The following is a 17,526-nucleotide window of genomic DNA, read 5'->3' as shown; positions in this document are numbered from 1 at the left end:
GGTCACGCAAGGAGGAGAAAAATGAAAAAGAAAATGATGGGTATCACTGCTTTCACAGTATTGGTTTTAAGTGCCTGCAGTACCACGAGTCCCACGACGGATTCTGGACAGCAAGAGGAGCAAGGCGGTGTTGCGCAAGAGATTCAAGTGTCAACCGCGGGCGCCTTATCGACCCTTGATAGCGGGCAATACACGGATGTCAACAGTTCCGATATGATCGGACAAGTGGCAGAAGGGTTATACCGTCTGGATCAAGAGGGGGATCCTGAGCTTGCGATGGCCGCTGAAGAGCCTACGGTATCAGAAGATGGACTGGTTTATACCTTCACCATTCGTGATGCAAAATGGAGCAATGGCGATCCTGTTACAGCGGATGATTTTGTCTACGCCTTTCAATATGTTGCCAATCCAGAGAACGGTTCTAGCAGCAGCAATCAAATGGATGTGTTGAAAAATGGCAGTCAAGTACGTCAAGGAGATGCTGAGGTCAGTGAGTTAGGTGCCAAAGCATTGGACCAGCAGACGTTAGAGCTGACATTGGCAAGTCCGATCTCGTATTTGGATCAGATTCTGGTCGGGACACCTTTTATGCCAAAAAACCAAGCGTTTGCTGAAGAAAAAGGTGCCGATTATGGGTTATCAGCGGAAAATTTTGTCGGCAACGGCCCATTCTTGATCGAAGGGTGGAACGGAACCAATGAATCATGGACGTTAACGAAAAATCCTGATTATTGGGATGCTGAGAATGTCCAATTGACCAAGATCGACGTGCAAGTAGTGAAGGAAACGGCGACTGGTGTCAGCCTTTTTGAAACAGGAGAACTGGACTACACCACCTTAACGGATACTTACGCGCAGCAATACCAAAACTCAGCTCAAGCCAACTATGTGCCAAAGGCGCTAGTGGGGTATTTAAGTGCCAACCAAAAACGAGAAGTCACAGGCAATGTCAAAGTACGTCAAGCAATTTTACAAGCCATCGACAAAGAGGCATTTGCCGAAAATATCTTAGGTGATGGGTCCACTGCATTGAACGGCTTTGTGCCAAGCAACTTTGCCAAAGATCCTGAAACAGACCAAGATTTTCGTGAAGAAAATGGCGATTTACTGCCGTACGATTTAACAGCCGCACAAGAGCTTTGGGCACAAGCCAAAGAAGAGTTGGGACAAGACGAAATCACTTTGGAACTGTTGTCAGCAGATACAGCAGCAGCCAAGAAAACCATCGAGTTTGTCCAAGGGCAGTTAGAAACCAATTTGCCGGGATTAACCATCGATGCCAAGTCGATTCCTTTACAAAACCGTTTGGACTTGCAATCCCAAGGTGAATTTGATCTCGTCTTTGGGACTTGGACACCAGATTACGCGGACCCGATCAACTTCTTAGAATTTTATGATTCGACAGGTGGCTTGAATACCTCTGGGTATGCTAGTGAAAAGTACGACCAAGGGTTACAAGAAGCACGGACGACTTTAGCAAACGACCCAGCTGCTCGTTGGGACTTATTGAAAGAACTCGAGAAACAATTGATCGTCGAAGATACAGCCGTCTTGCCTTTATATCAAGGAGCGGTAGCGTATTTGAAAACAGATCGTTTGCAAGGGGTGCAAGTGTTTCCTTTTGGACGAACAGTATCCTATCGCCTAGCATCTGTCTCAGAATAAACAGGAAGTAAGAAAACAGAGGAACTTTTTTCAACCAAGTGTGCTGACCAAACAACGCTTGTTGAAGAGAGGAGAATCTGTTTTTTTATTTTGCCAAATTCCTTGCAGCGCTTAGGATAAATCGAGAATTCGTTTTCAAAAAAAAGTTGTTGAAAAGCGAGAAATTGAGAAACGCCTTTTTAGAAAAGTCAATCTTTTTGAAAAAAAATTAATAAAAGTTGTTGCATTCTCAGAAACTTATCTGTAAAGTGTTAGGTGTAGTCAGCAAAAATAAAAAGAGAAGGAGGGATTACGATGCAAAAAGTATTTGATAAAAAAACAACCAAATTGAATAAAGTGAATCCCTCATTCGGTAACCATTAGTGTACAGATAATGTCTATAATAACGACGTTTATGCTCTGTCCTTTTTCCGAAGGGACAGAGCTTTTTTGTGTACTTTTTTAGAATGTGAGGGATAAAACATGAAGTATGTATTAAAACAATTAACAACGTATTTTAAAGAACATAAGGTGCGCTATACCTTTGTATTCGTCTTTATGGTGATCGCTAGTGCGATGTATGTCGCACCGATCTATATTCTGCGCTTGTTCATCGATGCGTTGATTCAAGATAATTTTGATTACTCCGTACTGATCCAATATGTGAGCCTCTTCGCGGGAGCTATCTTGTTAGGATATTTGGCGGAATTTGTTTGGACGTTTAATTTATTTATTGGTTCCTACGATTTGCAAAAACAATTACGGGAACAATTGATGAGCCACTTTCTCAAAATGGGGGCGCCGTTTTACCATCGTTTCCGAACAGGTGATTTAATGACCCGTTCCAGTGACGATGTCCAAGTGATGGGGATGACCGTTGGGTATGGTCTGATGGTTTTCTTAAATACTAGTTTGTATCTAAGCTTTATCGTAGCGATGATGGCTGGGACGGTTTCTTGGTTATTGACCTTGATTGCCTTGATTCCAATGCCGCTTTTAGCCTATTACATTTTCAAATGGGGCTCGCAAGTCGATAAGGCGTTTACGGAAGCGCAGAATTCTGTTTCTGAGATGAACAGTGAAGTGCTGGAGATCATTGATGGCATTCGGGTCGTCCGAGCTTATGGACTAGAAGGAGCCACCACGGAACAGTTTCAAAAGAAAACACTGGAAACACGAGCGAAAAACAATATCGTTTCTGAGATCGATTCCCGTTTTGGGCCGCTGATTACCATCATCTTAGCAATCAGTTTTGTGATGAGCTTTGGTGTCGGGGCGTTTCTTGTTGCCAACCAAACGATCACCATCGGTGCGATGGTCTCTTTCCAAGTGTACTTGACAATGGTCGTTTGGCCGATGATCTCAGCAGGAGATCTTGTGAATGTGATGCAGCAAGGTGCCGCATCCTGGCGTCGAATCAATGAAGTGCTGCAGACGGGGGATGAATTAGAAACGCCAGGTGAAGCCGACCTGCAAGCCATCAATACGATCCGTTTTGAAGCATATCATTTCCAATACCCGCAAGCAGCTCGTTATGTGTTAGAAGGACTGGATTTGACGATCACTCGTGGAGAAGTCTTAGGGATCGTTGGGAAGACCGGCAGCGGAAAAACGACGCTGCTAAGACAATTCGGTCACCGCTATCCATACTCTGATCAAGTCCCCTTGATCAACGAGCAGCCGTTGACGGCCTATCAAACAACAGCAGTGCGCAACCACTTTGCAGAAGTACCGCAAGAACATACCTTGTTTTCACGAACGATTCGCGAGAACTTGTTATTCGGACAACCAGACGCTTCCGAAGAAGTATTGTGGGAAGCACTGGAAGCTGCTTGCTTTAGCGAAGACATCAAGCGGATGCCAGAAGGGCTCGAAACGGTCGTCGGTGAGAAAGGCGTTTCCCTTTCTGGTGGACAAAAACAACGCTTGTCCTTAGCACGGGCGTTTTTACGAAACAGTGAAGTTCTCTTACTGGATGATGCCCTTTCGGCAGTTGATGCCAAAACGGAACAAGCCATCATCACGAATTTGAAAACGATGAAGCAGGCACCGACCTCCATTATCGTGACCCATCGATTGTCCGCCATCACCGAAGCGGATCAAATCATCGTCTTAGAAGACGGACGGATCACACAGCGTGGTACCCATCAGGAGTTGATCGAAACCCCAGGCTGGTACCAAGAACAGTATTACCATCAACAGTTAAAGGAGGACGATACAAGTGTTCTCAACGATTAAGCGCTTGCTCACGTATTTGAGCTATTATAAAAAACAATTTACCGTGGGCGCGATCTTGCTGTTGCTGGCAGCAGCGCTCGAACTGACTTCACCACTGATTGCCAAACAGCTGATCGACCGAGTGATGACACCGGCGGTTGACAGCAGAAACCTAAATACGATGCTTTTGATCCAATTACTCGCTGGGTATTTGCTGGTCAATTTGATTGGTTCCCTCTTTCGTTATATCAGCTTGCTGCAATTGCGAAAAATGTCCAACAGTATCGTCAAAAAAATGCGGGATCAGCTTTTTGACCATATGCACAAATTACCGGTTTCTTACTTTGACCAGATCCCAGCAGGTAAAGTCGTTGCACGAATCACGAATGACACCGAAGTCTTGCGGTCTAATTTCTACGTGATCGTGATCAGTAATTTGTTAAGCAACATCATCCAAATCATTGGTGCGTTTATTGCATTGTTTCTTTTGAACCGTACCTTAGGAGCAGCGATGCTGATTTTGATCCCGATTTTAGGAATCTGGCAGCATTTTTATACCAAATATGCCTCTCGTTACAATTTAGCAATGCGGGAATACATCTCACAAATCAGTGGGCAGTTGAATGAATTTGTCCAAGGAATGGCGATCATCCAAGCCTTCCAACGAGAAAATCAGTTGCAGAAAGAATTTAATGAAACAGTAGAGAAATGGTTCAAAACTGGACGTAAATACCTCTTGCTCGATTCAAGTATCGCTTGGGGATTAGGCAATTTGTTGCGAAATTCAACGATCTTGATTTTGATCACCACCTTGGCCGCCTTTTTCCTTGATGGCCGCTTGGCGATCTCAGCAGGCTTGCTGTATGCCTTTATTGATTACATCAACCGCCTGTATGATCCCATCGAAGGGCTTGTCCAAACCATCACCAATGTGCAGCAATCATTAGCTGCTGGACAGCGGGTCTTTGAGTTTGCTGATCAGCCGGTTGAAAAACAACAAAGTGAGCAGCTGACTGTCACGAATGGCGATGTTTCATTCCAACAAGTGACCTTTGGCTACGACCCTGAGCAAGCGATCTTGCACGATATCAACTTTGACGTTGCCGCAGGAGAGACCATTGCTTTAGTTGGTCATACTGGTTCTGGAAAATCGAGTATTTTGAACCTGTTGTTCCGTTTTTATGATCCGCAGCACGGAAAAATCGTTGTGGATGGACAAGTGATCGCTGATTATGATCGTCATAGTTTAAGAGATTCAATGGCGATCGTCATGCAAGATCCCTATCTATTTACTGGAACGATCGCCAGCAACATCGGGATGAACGATCCAACGATCACCGAAGCGATGATTATCGATGCCTTGAAGCAAGTCGGCGCTGACTACCTTTTGAGCCGCTACGAAAAAGGCATCCATCATCCAGTCGTTGAAAAAGGCAATGAGTTTTCTAGTGGAGAACGCCAGCTGATCAGTTTCGCCCGTGCGCTGGTCTTTGATCCGAAAATCTTGATTCTGGATGAAGCGACGAGCCATGTGGACACTGAAACAGAGTCCATCATTCAAAAGGCGATGACCGTCTTGCAAAAAGGGCGGACGACCTTCATGATCGCTCACCGTTTGTCAACGATCAAACAAGCCGATCAAATCTTGGTCCTAGACCAAGGGAAGATCGTGGAACGGGGAACCCATGCAAGTCTTGTCCAAGGGCAGGGAATCTATCAGCAAATGTATCAAATGCAGGCAGAGCAGCTGTAATCAGCGGTGATTGCCGACAACGTTAACCGTAAAAGAAAATCCTTGAGCCTCCTGCATGGGAAGTGGCTCAAGGATTTTTTATATAATGCGAAGGTGCAGCCAATCATCTATGGGGAGTAGGAAGAGGAGGCCTTCGCTTATATATCAGTAGGAAAAGCGGCAAGGTGTTGTCGTAATTTTGTTAAGAAACGCTCGCCGATCACTGATAACGGGCGAGCGTTCTTTTTAATGAGGATGATCTCACCCTCGGACGCGTCGATCAAAGGAAGAAAAGCCAAGCCTTGGCGTTCTGGTTGGGCAACGATCCCCGAGCCGGTTCCATAAAGATCCGTCTGCTGTAATAGCTGGACCATCGTGCCTCGATCGCTGACATGCACCACTTGAGGGCTTGGAGCAAAGTCGATCAAATCTTCGGAAAAAAACGAATAGCGTTCATCTTCTTGCAAAAAGCGTACTTGTGGATAAGGGGCGAGATCTCTTAAGGAAAGCTGCCTTTTTTCTGTCAAGGGATGAGCTGCTCGCAAAAAGACATGGGGGCGAAACCGTCCCAACGCCTCGAAGGACAATTGGGCGCCTTGCAGCAGTCGTTCCAATCCTGCTTGGTTTTGCTCATTCAAATAAAGGATCCCAAATTCACTTCGATATTGTTGCACGTCCGTGATCACCTTTAAGGTCGTGGTTTCTAATAAGCGAAACTGGCGGTAGTCGGGAAATTCCTGCAGCAGCTCACTGAAAATTCCAGCCGTGAAATCATAGTGCTGGCTTGCGATAGCGAAGGTTTGACTCGCTGCTTGCTTGCTGGAAAAACGCGTTTGCAGCTGCGCCACTTGACTCAAGATCGGCTGGGCATGGTCTAGAAATTCCGAGCCTTCGGCAGTCAAGCGGGCGCCTTGATTCGTACGCTCGAAAAGCTGGACCTCCAATTCTGTTTCCAACTCTTTCACGGCTTGGGAAAGACTTGGCTGCGAAAGATACAGCCGTTTGGCTGCTTCACGAAAACTTCCATGGTCAGCGATCGCTTGCACGATGCGCATTTGTTGAATATTCAATTTTTGACCTCCTTTACAAAGATTCAGACGGGGAATGGTCCGCTAATCAATAGTAGTCATGTCTTTTCCTTCTATAGTAATAGAAGCTTCTTTAAAAAATACGACGATAGTTGCTGCTTATTGCTACTTGTGAAGCGGTTATTGCAATTCTTCAGGAATAAACCAATAGCCCGTTTGATTCTCTTCTGCCAGCAGTTCTTTAAAGGCTTCAGAACGATATGCTGCCACCACTGCCTGTGCCCAATCACTGTCTTGGTTGGCTTCTTTGACCGTTGCCACCAGTTCATACTCTTGCAAAATGTCTTCACTTAATAAGCTTTCCTCTGCAGCAATTCCAGCACTATAAACGATGCTGCCGGGAATCACCGCGTAGTCTAAGTCTGCTAAGCTGCGGGGGATTTGCGCAGAATCCATCTCGACGATATCCAGGTTATAAGGATTGTCAGTAATGGTTCTTAACGTCGCGTCAATGGGCGCCACTTCGGGGTCAAGTTCGATCCAGCCAGCTTTTTGCAGCAGCAACAGGGCCCGGGCGCTATTTGACGGATCATTGGGAATCCCGATGGTATCGTTTGCTTCAATCGCTGCTAAATTGTCCTTTCTGCCAGGATACAAGCCAGCTGGAACGGTAGGGATCGGTGTGATACCCACCAAATCGGCACCCGTGTTTTCATTAAAGTTCTCTAAATAGGCGGTATGCTGATCGACGTTTAAGTCGATTTCGCCATCGTTCAGTGCAATGTCTGCTTCCAATACCCCAGTAAAGCCAATATCAGTCACGGTATAGCCTGCTTCTTCTAAAATCGGTTTGATTCCCTGAAGAAACAGTTCGCTGTAAGGTCCTGGTGTCGTACCAACTCTGATTTCTGTCTGCTGCTCTTCGGCATTTCCGGTCACTTCTTCTTGGTTGCCGCAGCCAGAAAATAAGACCAAGGACAACAGACCAATGCCCATACCTAATCGAATCCATCGTTTCATACCTCTTCCTCCTTTTTTATAAAAAAAACCTTCCCAAAGACAATTCTTTGGGAAGGACGATCATTTCGCGGTACCACCTTCATTTGTTTTTTGTTGAAACAAAAAACCTCAGTCAGTTCATCAAATAAACTGCATTGCGCTATCGGGCTTTCTCCGTCGGGGATTGTTCGTCCACGAATGCTCAAAGGTCATCTTCGGATCGTCTTCCTTACTCGTTTCCACCAGTTCCGAGCTCTCTTGAAAGAAAGGGGGGATCGTACTCTTCTTCTCACTGCATGTGTATGAAATTAGTAGTATCTTAGAACAAGATGAGAAAGTTGTCAATTGCTTTCGTGATAGGTGATTCCAATCACTACGCAGGTAGTAGGGGAACAAATGGGGAAGGGTAAGAATAGATCAATAAGGCAGGAAAAGCAGATGAATGGTCGAAATCGCTTGGTTGGGTTAGAATCGAAGCACAAAACAAAAAAAGAGGCGAGGAAATGAAATTACTTTTGATTGGACATACCGGCACACTTGGGCAGCTTTTAGTTGAAGGCTTTCAGCAGCTACCAGAGGTGGAGCTGATCACGGCTAGCCGTAGCAGCGGCGATCATCAAGTCGAAATTGCGGATGCAGACAGTGTCAGCCAGCTATTTGCAGCTACTGGGAAAGTGGATGCCATTGTTTCCGCTGCGGGAAGCACAGTGTTTAAACCCTTTGAGGAATTGACGCCAGCAGATATTCAACAGTCGGTGGCTTCGAAGTTGCAAGGACAAGTCAACCTTGCGTTGATTGGCCAGCATTTTCTCAATGAAGGCGGCAGTATCACACTGACTTCTGGAATTATCAAAGACGAATTTATCCCAATGGGCACGCCTTCAGCACTGGTCAACGGCGGTTTAGAAGCCTTCGTGGCATCGGCAGCTTTTGAGATCGGTCATGGGGTACGAATCAATGCAGTCAGTCCCAATGCACTTGTGGGCTCTTGGGAAACCTTCGCCGATTCTTTCAAAGGCTTTATTCCCGTTGGTGACGCACCCGTTTTTGCAGCGTATCAAAAAGCAGTCTTTGGGATCATGACTGGCAAAACCTTCACTGTGTATTAAGAAAAAGCAGAAGTAGGAAAAACCGCCAAATCAAAGCTGACTTGGCGGTTTTTGTTCTGCTGAAAAAGAAGTAGCAAGCAGTTAAGAAGAGAGCAATTGGGTTTTCAGCTTGGGCATTTCTGCTTTGAGTTGTTGGCGAGCAAAAGCCAAGTCATTGATCCAAGAAGCAATCGCTTCTTTTTCTAAGAACAGAGGCATTCGATCATGGACTGGTTCAACAGAATCGTTCGCGGCAGTCGTTAGAATGATTGATTCGGTTTCGATTTGATCCTCTTTTTGAAGGATGCGATAAAAACCAGCAGCATAAATCACGTGATCTTGCGAAAAGAGAAACTTTTCCTTTTCATGATTCCATTCATAGAAACCAGACATCGGAAAGACACAGCGATGCTCTTGGAAAGGTTTGCGAAAAGTCGGTTTTTCTTCAACGGTCTCAGAACGGGCATTGATCATCAAATGCCCTTTTTTAAAGCCGGTAAAGCCCCATCTTGTCACACCAGCTACAACTTGTTGTTGTTGATTTGCACCGATGGTTACGACATGATTGGAAGGGAAAACATCATTGACAGCGACAGTCTGTTGGCGCTTGCGGGCTTTCGCCGCGGCTTCTTGATAATATTCTGACAATTCGCCAGTTGTTGGGTCAAATAAGTATCGGCCGCACATGGACGGGTCACTCCTTTTTTTGGATTGGCTGGTGCCTTTGTTTCAGTATAAAGACTCAAGGCGTCAAAACCAACTAACTTGCTTCACTTCTCGATTCAACAAGAAAAGGAGCTTAAACATATGTAAAAAGTCAGGAGTATCGCTTGATTTGCTGGAAATCAGATAACAAAAAAAGGCAGTCACCTACTGAGGTTGACAGCCTTTTTTATTCTAGTTGGTTAGCCAATTTTTTTAACTCTCCCGCCGATTTTATTTGCGAAACGTTCAGCATCTTCTCTGCAAGTATAGGTCAATGCAATTGTTTTGTCCCGTGTTCTTTTTCCTTCGGCGGTTAGATAACCATGAAAGATTTTAATCGCATACAATAGATAAACACCTCCTTATCCTTGGTAATAATAACAAATTTACCGCTTACATTCAAGGGATATAGTAAAAGTTTATTTTTTGTTAGTTATTTTATTAAGAATTTATTCAAAGGTTTAAGAAACGATTGAAGGAGAAAGGGAGGAGAGTGGAATAGACCAATTCGTGTTTGAAGGAAAGACGAAGGAACGGAAACGTATAAAATTTTTGCTACTTGCTTTCCAGCATAGAAGGACAAAGAATGAAAGCTATTTTGTTTTGACATTTCAACAAATAGACCAATCGAGGAATAACTAAGATATGTGTCAAAAGTAGAGAATAGAAGCTATTTTCGTTTTTTGCGTGTTATTGATACATTTTCCCCTCAAAAAATGATTTGTAGAAAGAAACGATGACTCAAGCGCTATATAAGCACGAAGCTTGTTGTTTATTGTGCCGGCAAGTTGCTGGTTTGGGGATTAAAAAAAGCAAAAGTTGTTCTTAAAACACCAGTCTGACAAAAATAGCTTTTGTGAGAAGCTCAACGGGGGCTTAACGATCGTGTGAAAAAATTTAAGGAAGCGATTGACAAGTTTTTTTTGAAGTGCTATGATACCGATGTAATTAGATAACGGTTACAGAAGTGCTGTGACCAAGAGGCGTGTTACTGTAAGAAGGCAAACCTCATATTCCACCAAGGGTGGAGTATGAGGTTTTTTAGTGTTTTTAAGGTGGAGGAAATCATGAAAATAAAGAAGTTTTTAAATAATAATGTTGTCTTACTAAAGAAAGGCAGCAATGAAATTATCGGATTTTCTACAGGCATCAGCTTCAATAAGAAGGTAGGAGATGATGTAGAAGAACAAGATTTTGAAAAGATTTTTGTATTGGATACTCATGCAATGCTGGAACATTTTAGCTATCAATTAGGAAAGTGCGATCCGAAATACGTAGCGATCGTTGCTAAAATCGTGGCCTATGCCAAACAGAATTATCGCTTAGCAGTCAGCGACTATATTTATTTGACTTTGCTGGATCATATTGATTTCACTGTTCATCGGATCAAGCAGCAAATGACTTTTCATAGTCCTTTGCAATGGGATATTCGGCGATTTTATCCCGATGAATATGCCATTGGGGTGTATGCTGTCCAGCTTATGGAGCAAGAACTAGCGATCGATGTACCAACAGAAGAAGCGATCTCCATCGCATTGCATTTTGTAAATGTCCAATCACAAAAGAAGGATATGGCGGTTACCAATCAAATCGCGAAGTTTATAGAAGACGTACTGACGATCGTAAAGTATGAGTACAAACAAAATTTTGATGAGAATAGTTTCCATTATTCTCGCTTTGTCACGCATCTGCACTATTTCGCACAAAATGTGATCAATCATACACTACCCAGCTATGAGGCGTCGACGCTCTATGCACAAATTGAAAAGATGTATCCGCAAGCATTTCACTGTGTGGAAAAAATCAAGGTTTATATCAAAAATACGTATGATATCAATATCTCAGAAAATGAAGAAATCTATCTATCACTCCATATCCAGAAATTGACGGAACAAGGAGAAAGGGAGAAAAACAATGGACTATAAACAACTAGCCAATGAAATTTATGAAAATGTCGGCGGTGGTAAAAATATCCAGCACGTGACCCACTGTGCAACAAGACTGCGTTTCACGCTGGCCGACGACAAAAAAGCTGACAGTGAAGCAATTAAACAATTAAAAGGAGTGACTGGACTCGTTCAGGGAAATGGTCAATACCAAGTGATTATTGGGCCGGATGTATCGAGTGTATACGCTCAATTACCGACGACAGAAGCGACGGCTGATCAAAGCAACAACGATCAATCGATCATCTCACGACTCCTTGACTTTATCGCAGGCTGTTTTACACCGATGATTGCAATCATTGCAGCTGGAGGAATGCTGCAAGTGGTCCTTTCACTGTTGGAGTTATCAGGCATTTTAGCAGCAACTGATGATACGTATCTCATATTGTATCAAGTATCGCAAGCAGCCTTCTTTTTCATTCCCGTTTATTTAGGAAATTCTGTGGCCAAACGATTAAAAATTGATCCTTTCTTAGGAAGCTACGTCGGAGCGATTTTTGTGATGCCTGGATTGACGGCCCTTCTTAGCCAAGAAGGAGGAATCTCATTATTTGGGTTACTCGTACCGAATGTGAGCTACAATGCCTCCGTTTTGCCAGTCTTATTAAGTGTCTGGGTTATGTCTTATGTTTATCGGTTCGCCGATCGGATTTTACCGAACAGTGTCAAATTTATTCTACGTCCTTTGATCGCCATCATCGTGATCACACCGCTGGCTCTATTACTAATCGGACCATTAGGTGTGACGATCGGTAACTATGTGTCACAGTTTTTGAACTACTTAACAAACAATTTTGGTCCGTTAGCGGTCTTGTTTATGGGTGCCTTTGCTCAATTGCTAGTAATGACGGGCATGCACACGACGTTGACCCCTATTTTATTAACTTCTCTGGCGACCTACGGGTATGATGATTTGATCGTCCCTGGTATGTTGCTTGGATTGGCTGCCGAAGCAGCGATTTGTTTAGCGGCTGGAATCAAAGCTAAGGATACGGAATTTAAACAAGTGAGTTTTTCATCAGCAATTACTGCCCTGATGGGTGTATCTGAACCTGCTTTGTACGGAGTAACCTTACGTCTGAAAAAACCGATTGTCGGAATGATCCTTGGGGGTGCTGCTGGGGGACTTTATTTCGGTTTGATGAAAATCAATACGCCAGTAGTCATTGCTTCATTTGTGGCGCTTCCATCATACAGCAGTGTGTTTCATGCGCTGATCGGCTCGTTGATTACTTTTGCGATTGCCTTTGCCTACACCTGGCTCATGGTCAAAGATGCAGATTTTCCTAACAATAATCAGCCACAAGCAGTAAAATCTGGAACGCAAGATGCGACACCCGAAGCAACTGATGTTTTTTCTGAAACGAAGAAAGAACAGCCAGCGATTGAAAAAATTGTATTATCACCTTTAAATGGGACTGCTGTTCCATTGACAGAAACCAATGATCAGGCGTTTGCTTCATTGGCATTAGGTAAAGGAATTGCTGTTAAGCCACACGATCAACAGGTGATAGCACCATTTACGGGACAGGTTTCTGCCGTTTTTCCAGGAAATCATGCGATTGGACTTACCAGTACCGAGGGGATTGAACTACTGATCCATATCGGTATCGATACGGTGAATATGCAAGGAAGTGCCTTTGAACGACTAGTCAATGAAGGTGATCAAATCACAGTGGGAGAAACGTTATTGCACTTTGATTCAGAAAAAATCGCTCAGGCTGGGTATGAAGATACCGTTATGATCACTGTTACTAATACGGCAGACTTCTTAGATGTTGTGGCACTTGCCCAACATCAAGAAATTCAAGCTGGCGATCAGTTATTAGCTATTTTTTAACCATTAGAAAGAAGAAAGGATGACAGCAATGAGTTTCCCAAAATATTTTTTATGGGGCGGCGCTTCGGCGGCAAACCAATATGAAGGCGGCTATAATGAGGGCGGAAAAGGCCTCGCTTGTGCTGACTTGATCAGTGGTGGCAGTCATACGACTTCTCGGAAAATCACAGCAAAAATTGAAGAAGAGTTGTTGTATCCAAGCCACGAAGCAACTGATTTTTATCATCATTATCAAGAAGATATTGCATTGTTTGCAGAAGCTGGATTTAAAGCTTTCCGCATGTCTATCAACTGGACACGGATTTTTCCCAAGGGCAAAGACGCTGAACCGAATGAAGAAGGACTGGCCTTTTATGATCGTGTGTTTGACGAGTGTCGGAAGTACGGGATCGAACCAATTGTAACCATTGCTCATTTTGATGTTCCCGCATATTTGAGCCAAGAATACAATGGTTGGGCGAGTCGTGAAGTGATCGACTTTTATGCGAGATATGCGGCGGTATTGTTTGAACGCTATCACGAAAAAGTAAACTATTGGATCACTTTTAATGAAATCAACACGGCCACTTTAAGTATCGGAAACTTTTTATCACTGGGACTGCAAGTTGGTGAATCTGAATTTATCAATCAGCCGGATAATCTACAGCAACGATACCAAGCCCTGCATCATCAATTTGTTGCCAGTGCAAAGGTTGTCGCTTACGGACATGAACACTATCCAGATCTGAAAATCGGCTGTATGATTTCTTATATGCCACGCTATCCTTATACCAGCCATCCAAATGATGTATTACTAGCCAAACAAGAAGAAAATATGCACTCGAAGTTTTGTGGCGATGTGCAGGTCACAGGGAAATATCCTTATTATGCAAAGAAATATTTTGCTGATCATGGCTTTACAATCGAGTTTGCACCAGAAGATCAAGCGATCCTAGCTAAGGGAACAGTGGATTACTACACGTTTAGTTACTATCTAACACTTTGTGTCTCTGCAGATGAGAAAGTTACCAAAAATGGACACAGCATGATTGGCGGCTCTGGCGTAAATAATCCTTATCTAGAGCAGACGGAATGGAATGCGATGATTGATCCAGTAGGATTGAGAATTGCGTTGAATGATATTTATGATCGCTACCAACTGCCATTGATGATCGTGGAAAATGGGATCGGGGTTTCAGAAACTGTTGCTGAAGATGGACAGATTCATGATGATTATCGTATCGATTATTTAGAAAAGCATATTTCTGAAATGGAGAAAGCCATCGATGATGGTGTCGAGTTGATTGGTTACACGATTTGGAGTGCCGTTGATATTGTCAGTGCTTCTACAGGAGAAATGAAAAAAAGGTATGGCATCATTTTTGTGGATAAATATGACGACGGGACAGGGACTTTAGATAGAAAGAAAAAAGACAGTTTCTATTGGTATCAAAAAGTGATTGAACGAAACGGCTTATGATTAAATACTCCAGTACTTGCGGTGAACAAGTGCTGGAGTTTTTTTGCGCATCAATTTCAGCGCGTACAAAATAAAAACCACGCGTAGCTCACGCGTGGTTCCTATCGGTGGTTCATGTTAGTTGCCCCGATAAACAAATTGCCCATCAAATACGGTCGCTTCAACAGTCGTTTGAAGCAATTCTTCGGCAGTCAAAGGCAAGATGTTTTGGGACAAAATACAAAGATCGGCTAAACAGCCAACTTCTAATCGCCCGATATCTTGCCGACTCAAGGCTTTGGCGGCGCCTGCGGTGTGGGCATAGAGGGCATCGGCGATGGAGATTTTTTCTTGTGGCATCAATCCGCCTGCAGGCTGGCCGTTTTTTTCCTGCCGAGCAACCGCATAATACAGCGAGTCTAAAGGGGTCACGTCGATCACGACTGGCGTATCAGTCCCAAAAGCCAAGGTTGCGCCTTGCTCTAGAAAGGACTGAAAAGGAAACATTTGACTGGCACGCTGAGGTCCTACTTCTTCATCGAGGGTCTCATAACCGACTAATAAATGGCTAGGCTGTACGGAGAGTACCAGTTGTTCTTGGCGAACTAGTGGCAGATCAGCGGCATCCATCACTTCCAAGTGTTCCAAGGTATTGGCTTTGCCTTTAGAAAGCGGGTAAGCAGCAGCACTTTCTTGATAAAAGAGGAGTGCTTGTCGAATCGCTTCATCACCGATGGTATGGATGCGCATCGGCCAGTCTTGCTGGTTGGCTTGTAAAATAAAGCGGCGCATCCGTTGAACATCGATCAACGGCATCCCGACATCACCAGCAAAATACGGTGTTTCATATTCCTTTTTTAAAAAAGCCGTGTGCGTACTCGTCACGCCATCAAAAAATTGTTTGACGCCGCCCATTTGTACTTTTTCGGAGCGATAAGTATGGTAAGTTTCTTTCAGTTGCGTGATGTCTTCTCGCATGGCTGGATAAAAGACAGCGCGCAAGGTCGCTTCTGCTTCTGTTTGCCGATAAAGAGTGGGGTAAACCAAATCGTCCCAGCTTTCTCCTGTCAAGGCAACATCACCGATCGTCGTAATGCCGTATTGATTGAGCTGCTTCATATAGGTCAGAAAGGCAGCAGGGCTTTGTGCCTGAAATGACTGTAAGACCTTTGCTAAATAATGAATGGCGATCGCTTCTAAAAAGCAGCCGCTTAATTGTCCGCTGTTTTCGTCAAGTAATGCCTCCCCGCTGATCCCTGCTGGTAAGTTCTCAGGTGTGATCCCTAAAGCAGCGATCCCTTGGCTATTCAACCAAATACTGTGGGCATCACCGGAAATCAGCATGACAGGCGTGTCGGCACAATAGTTGTCGATCGAATCTTTCGTTGGGTAGACTTGCTGACCGAAATCACTGCTGAACCAGCCGATGCCGATTTTCCATCCATGGGTGATGGGCAGCGCGGGCACTTGCTGGGCAACGGCTTCTTCTGTCACTCCCGTAAGATGGGTCAGTACCCCTTGATGGAGTAATGCGGAAAGATAAAAATGAACATGAGCATCAATAAAGCCCGGGATGATCATTTGTTCTTTGAGATCAATGACCTGGGTGTCTTCAGCAAGTGTTGGCAGCGCTGAAAGAGGACCCACAGCCGTGATTTTCTGGTCTTCTATCAGGAGAAAGCCCGCAAAAGTCGTTTTCGTTTTGGTATCAAAGATGTGTTCAGATTTTAGTAATAGTGACAATTATAATCCCAACTTCCATTCAAGGAAAAGGTCGTTGTAAAGCTCAACCGCTTCTTTTCCTAAATATTCATAATGTTCCATTTGTTCCATCGCACTTGGCTCAGGGTAGAAAGCTTTGTCAGCAGTCAGTTCAGCCGGCAGCATAGCTTTGGCCGTTTCACTCGGCGTGGCATAGCCCACGTATTCGGCATTTTGTGCGGCATTTTCTGGTCGCAGCATAAAGTTGATGAAGGCGTAGGCTCCTTCAAGATTACCAACGGTTTTCGGAATCGCAAAATTGTCCGTCCAAATCGCACCGCCGTCATTGGGAACGATATAGGTGACGGCAGGATTTTCCGCCATCACATAAGCGGCATCGCCCGAATACCCGATTCCTAAAGGGGCATCGTTGTTGATCATCAAGGTTTTGATCTCGTCGGTCAAAACTGCTTTGACATTGGGACGGATACTTTCCAGCTTCTTCAAGGCTTTGGCGACTTTAGTCGGGTCTTTTTCATTTTGGGAAAGACCGAGCGTCTGTAACGCGATTCCTAAGGTTTCGCGAGCACCATCCACCATCAATACATCATTTTTAAATGCAGGGTTCCATAAATCCCCCCAGCCATGGATCGAAGAAACATCGACTTCTTCAGTATTTGCCATGATCCCGATCGTGCCCCAAAAATAGGGGATCGAATAGGTATTGTTTGGATCAAAGGCTTGATCCATCAAAAAAGGCGACAGATCTTCCGTTCCCGTCAATTTCTGATGGTCTAAAGGCACTAACAGTCCTTCTTCGATCATTTTCGGAATGATCGATTCGCTAGGGAAAACCAAATCATAGCGTGAGCCGCCTTGTTTGATTTTTGTTTCCATCGCTTCGTTGGAGTCAAATGTATTATAAATCACTGAGTAACCAGTCTCAGTTTCGAATGTTTTGATCAATTCGGGGTCAATATATTCGCCCCAATTGTAAATAATCACTGTATTTTTGTCGGACGACGTTGCTGCCCCCGATTCTTTCGTTAACACCGAAGCACCGAAAAACAGCAATGCGGTGATGCCGATCACACCGCCAAAAAATACCCACAACCTTTTCAATTCATCAATTCCTTCTTTCTTTACAATTTCGTATTTCTTGAGTAGCGTAATTGATTTTTAAAGAAA

13 protein-coding genes and 1 other annotated feature are annotated in these 17,526 nt (G+C 44.1%); of the genes, 7 read left to right on the top strand and 6 right to left on the bottom strand.

All coding sequences use genetic code 11. The features are described from left to right. Window positions 1-21: 21 nt before the first annotated feature. From P0G38_RS12750 to P0G38_RS12740, 3 genes are all read left to right on the top strand, one after another. Entirely contained in the window at window positions 22-1,665 is a 1,644-nt protein-coding gene (locus P0G38_RS12750) for a peptide ABC transporter substrate-binding protein (RefSeq protein ID WP_275851672.1), read from the top strand. A gap of 462 nt (window positions 1,666-2,127) precedes the next feature. After that, window positions 2,128-3,882 carry an ABC transporter ATP-binding protein gene (locus P0G38_RS12745; RefSeq protein ID WP_074534922.1) on the top strand — a complete coding sequence of 585 codons (1,755 nt, stop codon included), beginning with the start codon at window positions 2,128-2,130 and terminating at the stop codon, window positions 3,880-3,882. Further along, window positions 3,866-5,614, top strand: coding sequence for an ABC transporter ATP-binding protein (locus P0G38_RS12740; RefSeq protein WP_074534923.1), 1,749 nt, complete (start codon window positions 3,866-3,868; stop codon window positions 5,612-5,614). Before P0G38_RS12745 ends, P0G38_RS12740 begins: the two co-directional genes overlap by 17 nt. 137 nt (window positions 5,615-5,751) lie before the next feature. Here the strand turns inward: P0G38_RS12740 and P0G38_RS12735 are convergent, their stop codons facing one another. Next, a complete protein-coding gene (locus tag P0G38_RS12735; protein WP_074534924.1) occupies window positions 5,752-6,663 on the bottom strand; it encodes a LysR family transcriptional regulator in 912 nt (303 codons plus the stop codon). Between the two features lie 138 nt (window positions 6,664-6,801). Then, complete coding sequence (locus P0G38_RS12730; protein WP_074534925.1) at window positions 6,802-7,641, bottom strand: MetQ/NlpA family ABC transporter substrate-binding protein; 840 nt, start codon at window positions 7,639-7,641, stop codon at window positions 6,802-6,804. A 49-nt stretch (window positions 7,642-7,690) separates the two neighbouring features. Further along, window positions 7,691-7,922: a binding site (T-box leader), on the bottom strand. Window positions 7,923-8,123: 201 nt separating this feature from the next. Between P0G38_RS12730 and P0G38_RS12725 the strand changes: the two genes are divergently transcribed. Continuing rightward, window positions 8,124-8,729 carry a short chain dehydrogenase gene (locus P0G38_RS12725; RefSeq protein ID WP_010747693.1) on the top strand — a complete coding sequence of 202 codons (606 nt, stop codon included), beginning with the start codon at window positions 8,124-8,126 and terminating at the stop codon, window positions 8,727-8,729. 81 nt (window positions 8,730-8,810) lie between these two features. Here P0G38_RS12725 and P0G38_RS12720 read toward each other — a convergent pair whose 3' ends face one another. Together P0G38_RS12720 and P0G38_RS12715 are read right to left on the bottom strand one after the other, a co-directional pair. Continuing rightward, a complete protein-coding gene (locus P0G38_RS12720) occupies window positions 8,811-9,395 on the bottom strand; it encodes an SOS response-associated peptidase (RefSeq protein ID WP_005225388.1) in 585 nt (194 codons plus the stop codon). Between the two features lie 218 nt (window positions 9,396-9,613). Beyond that, window positions 9,614-9,760, bottom strand: coding sequence for a hypothetical protein (locus P0G38_RS12715; RefSeq protein WP_005234527.1), 147 nt, complete (start codon window positions 9,758-9,760; stop codon window positions 9,614-9,616). 720 nt (window positions 9,761-10,480) lie between these two features. Between P0G38_RS12715 and P0G38_RS12710 the strand changes: the two genes are divergently transcribed. Genes P0G38_RS12710 through P0G38_RS12700 form a run of 3 tightly spaced genes read left to right on the top strand, consistent with a single transcriptional unit; the run spans window position 10,481 to window position 14,658 of the window. Further along, entirely contained in the window at window positions 10,481-11,338 is an 858-nt protein-coding gene (locus tag P0G38_RS12710; protein ID WP_074534926.1) for a PRD domain-containing protein, read from the top strand. Next, on the top strand, window positions 11,328-13,199 hold the full coding sequence (locus P0G38_RS12705; protein WP_201705853.1) for a beta-glucoside-specific PTS transporter subunit IIABC: 1,872 nt from the start codon (window positions 11,328-11,330) through the stop codon (window positions 13,197-13,199). The genes P0G38_RS12710 and P0G38_RS12705 overlap by 11 nt, the downstream gene beginning before the upstream one ends. Window positions 13,200-13,227: 28 nt before the next feature. Then, window positions 13,228-14,658 (top strand): glycoside hydrolase family 1 protein, encoded by a 1,431-nt coding sequence (locus tag P0G38_RS12700; RefSeq protein ID WP_275851654.1) that lies wholly within the window; start codon window positions 13,228-13,230, stop codon window positions 14,656-14,658. A 117-nt stretch (window positions 14,659-14,775) separates the two neighbouring features. On the opposite strand, the gene P0G38_RS12695 is transcribed toward P0G38_RS12700, so the two are convergent. Beyond that, window positions 14,776-16,380: an amidohydrolase gene (locus tag P0G38_RS12695; protein WP_275851651.1), complete on the bottom strand. Its 1,605-nt coding sequence runs from the start codon at window positions 16,378-16,380 to the stop codon at window positions 14,776-14,778. Further along, window positions 16,381-17,460 (bottom strand): ABC transporter substrate-binding protein, encoded by a 1,080-nt coding sequence (locus P0G38_RS12690; protein WP_061054440.1) that lies wholly within the window; start codon window positions 17,458-17,460, stop codon window positions 16,381-16,383. It lies immediately after the preceding gene. Between the last annotated feature and the right edge of the window lie 66 nt (window positions 17,461-17,526).

It is taken from the genome of Enterococcus casseliflavus (genome assembly GCF_029215545.1).
Lineage (GTDB): Bacteria > Bacillota > Bacilli > Lactobacillales > Enterococcaceae > Enterococcus_D > Enterococcus_D casseliflavus.
The sequence above is the reverse complement of the archived record's forward strand: the minus strand, read 5'-3'. Positions and strand labels throughout refer to the sequence as shown.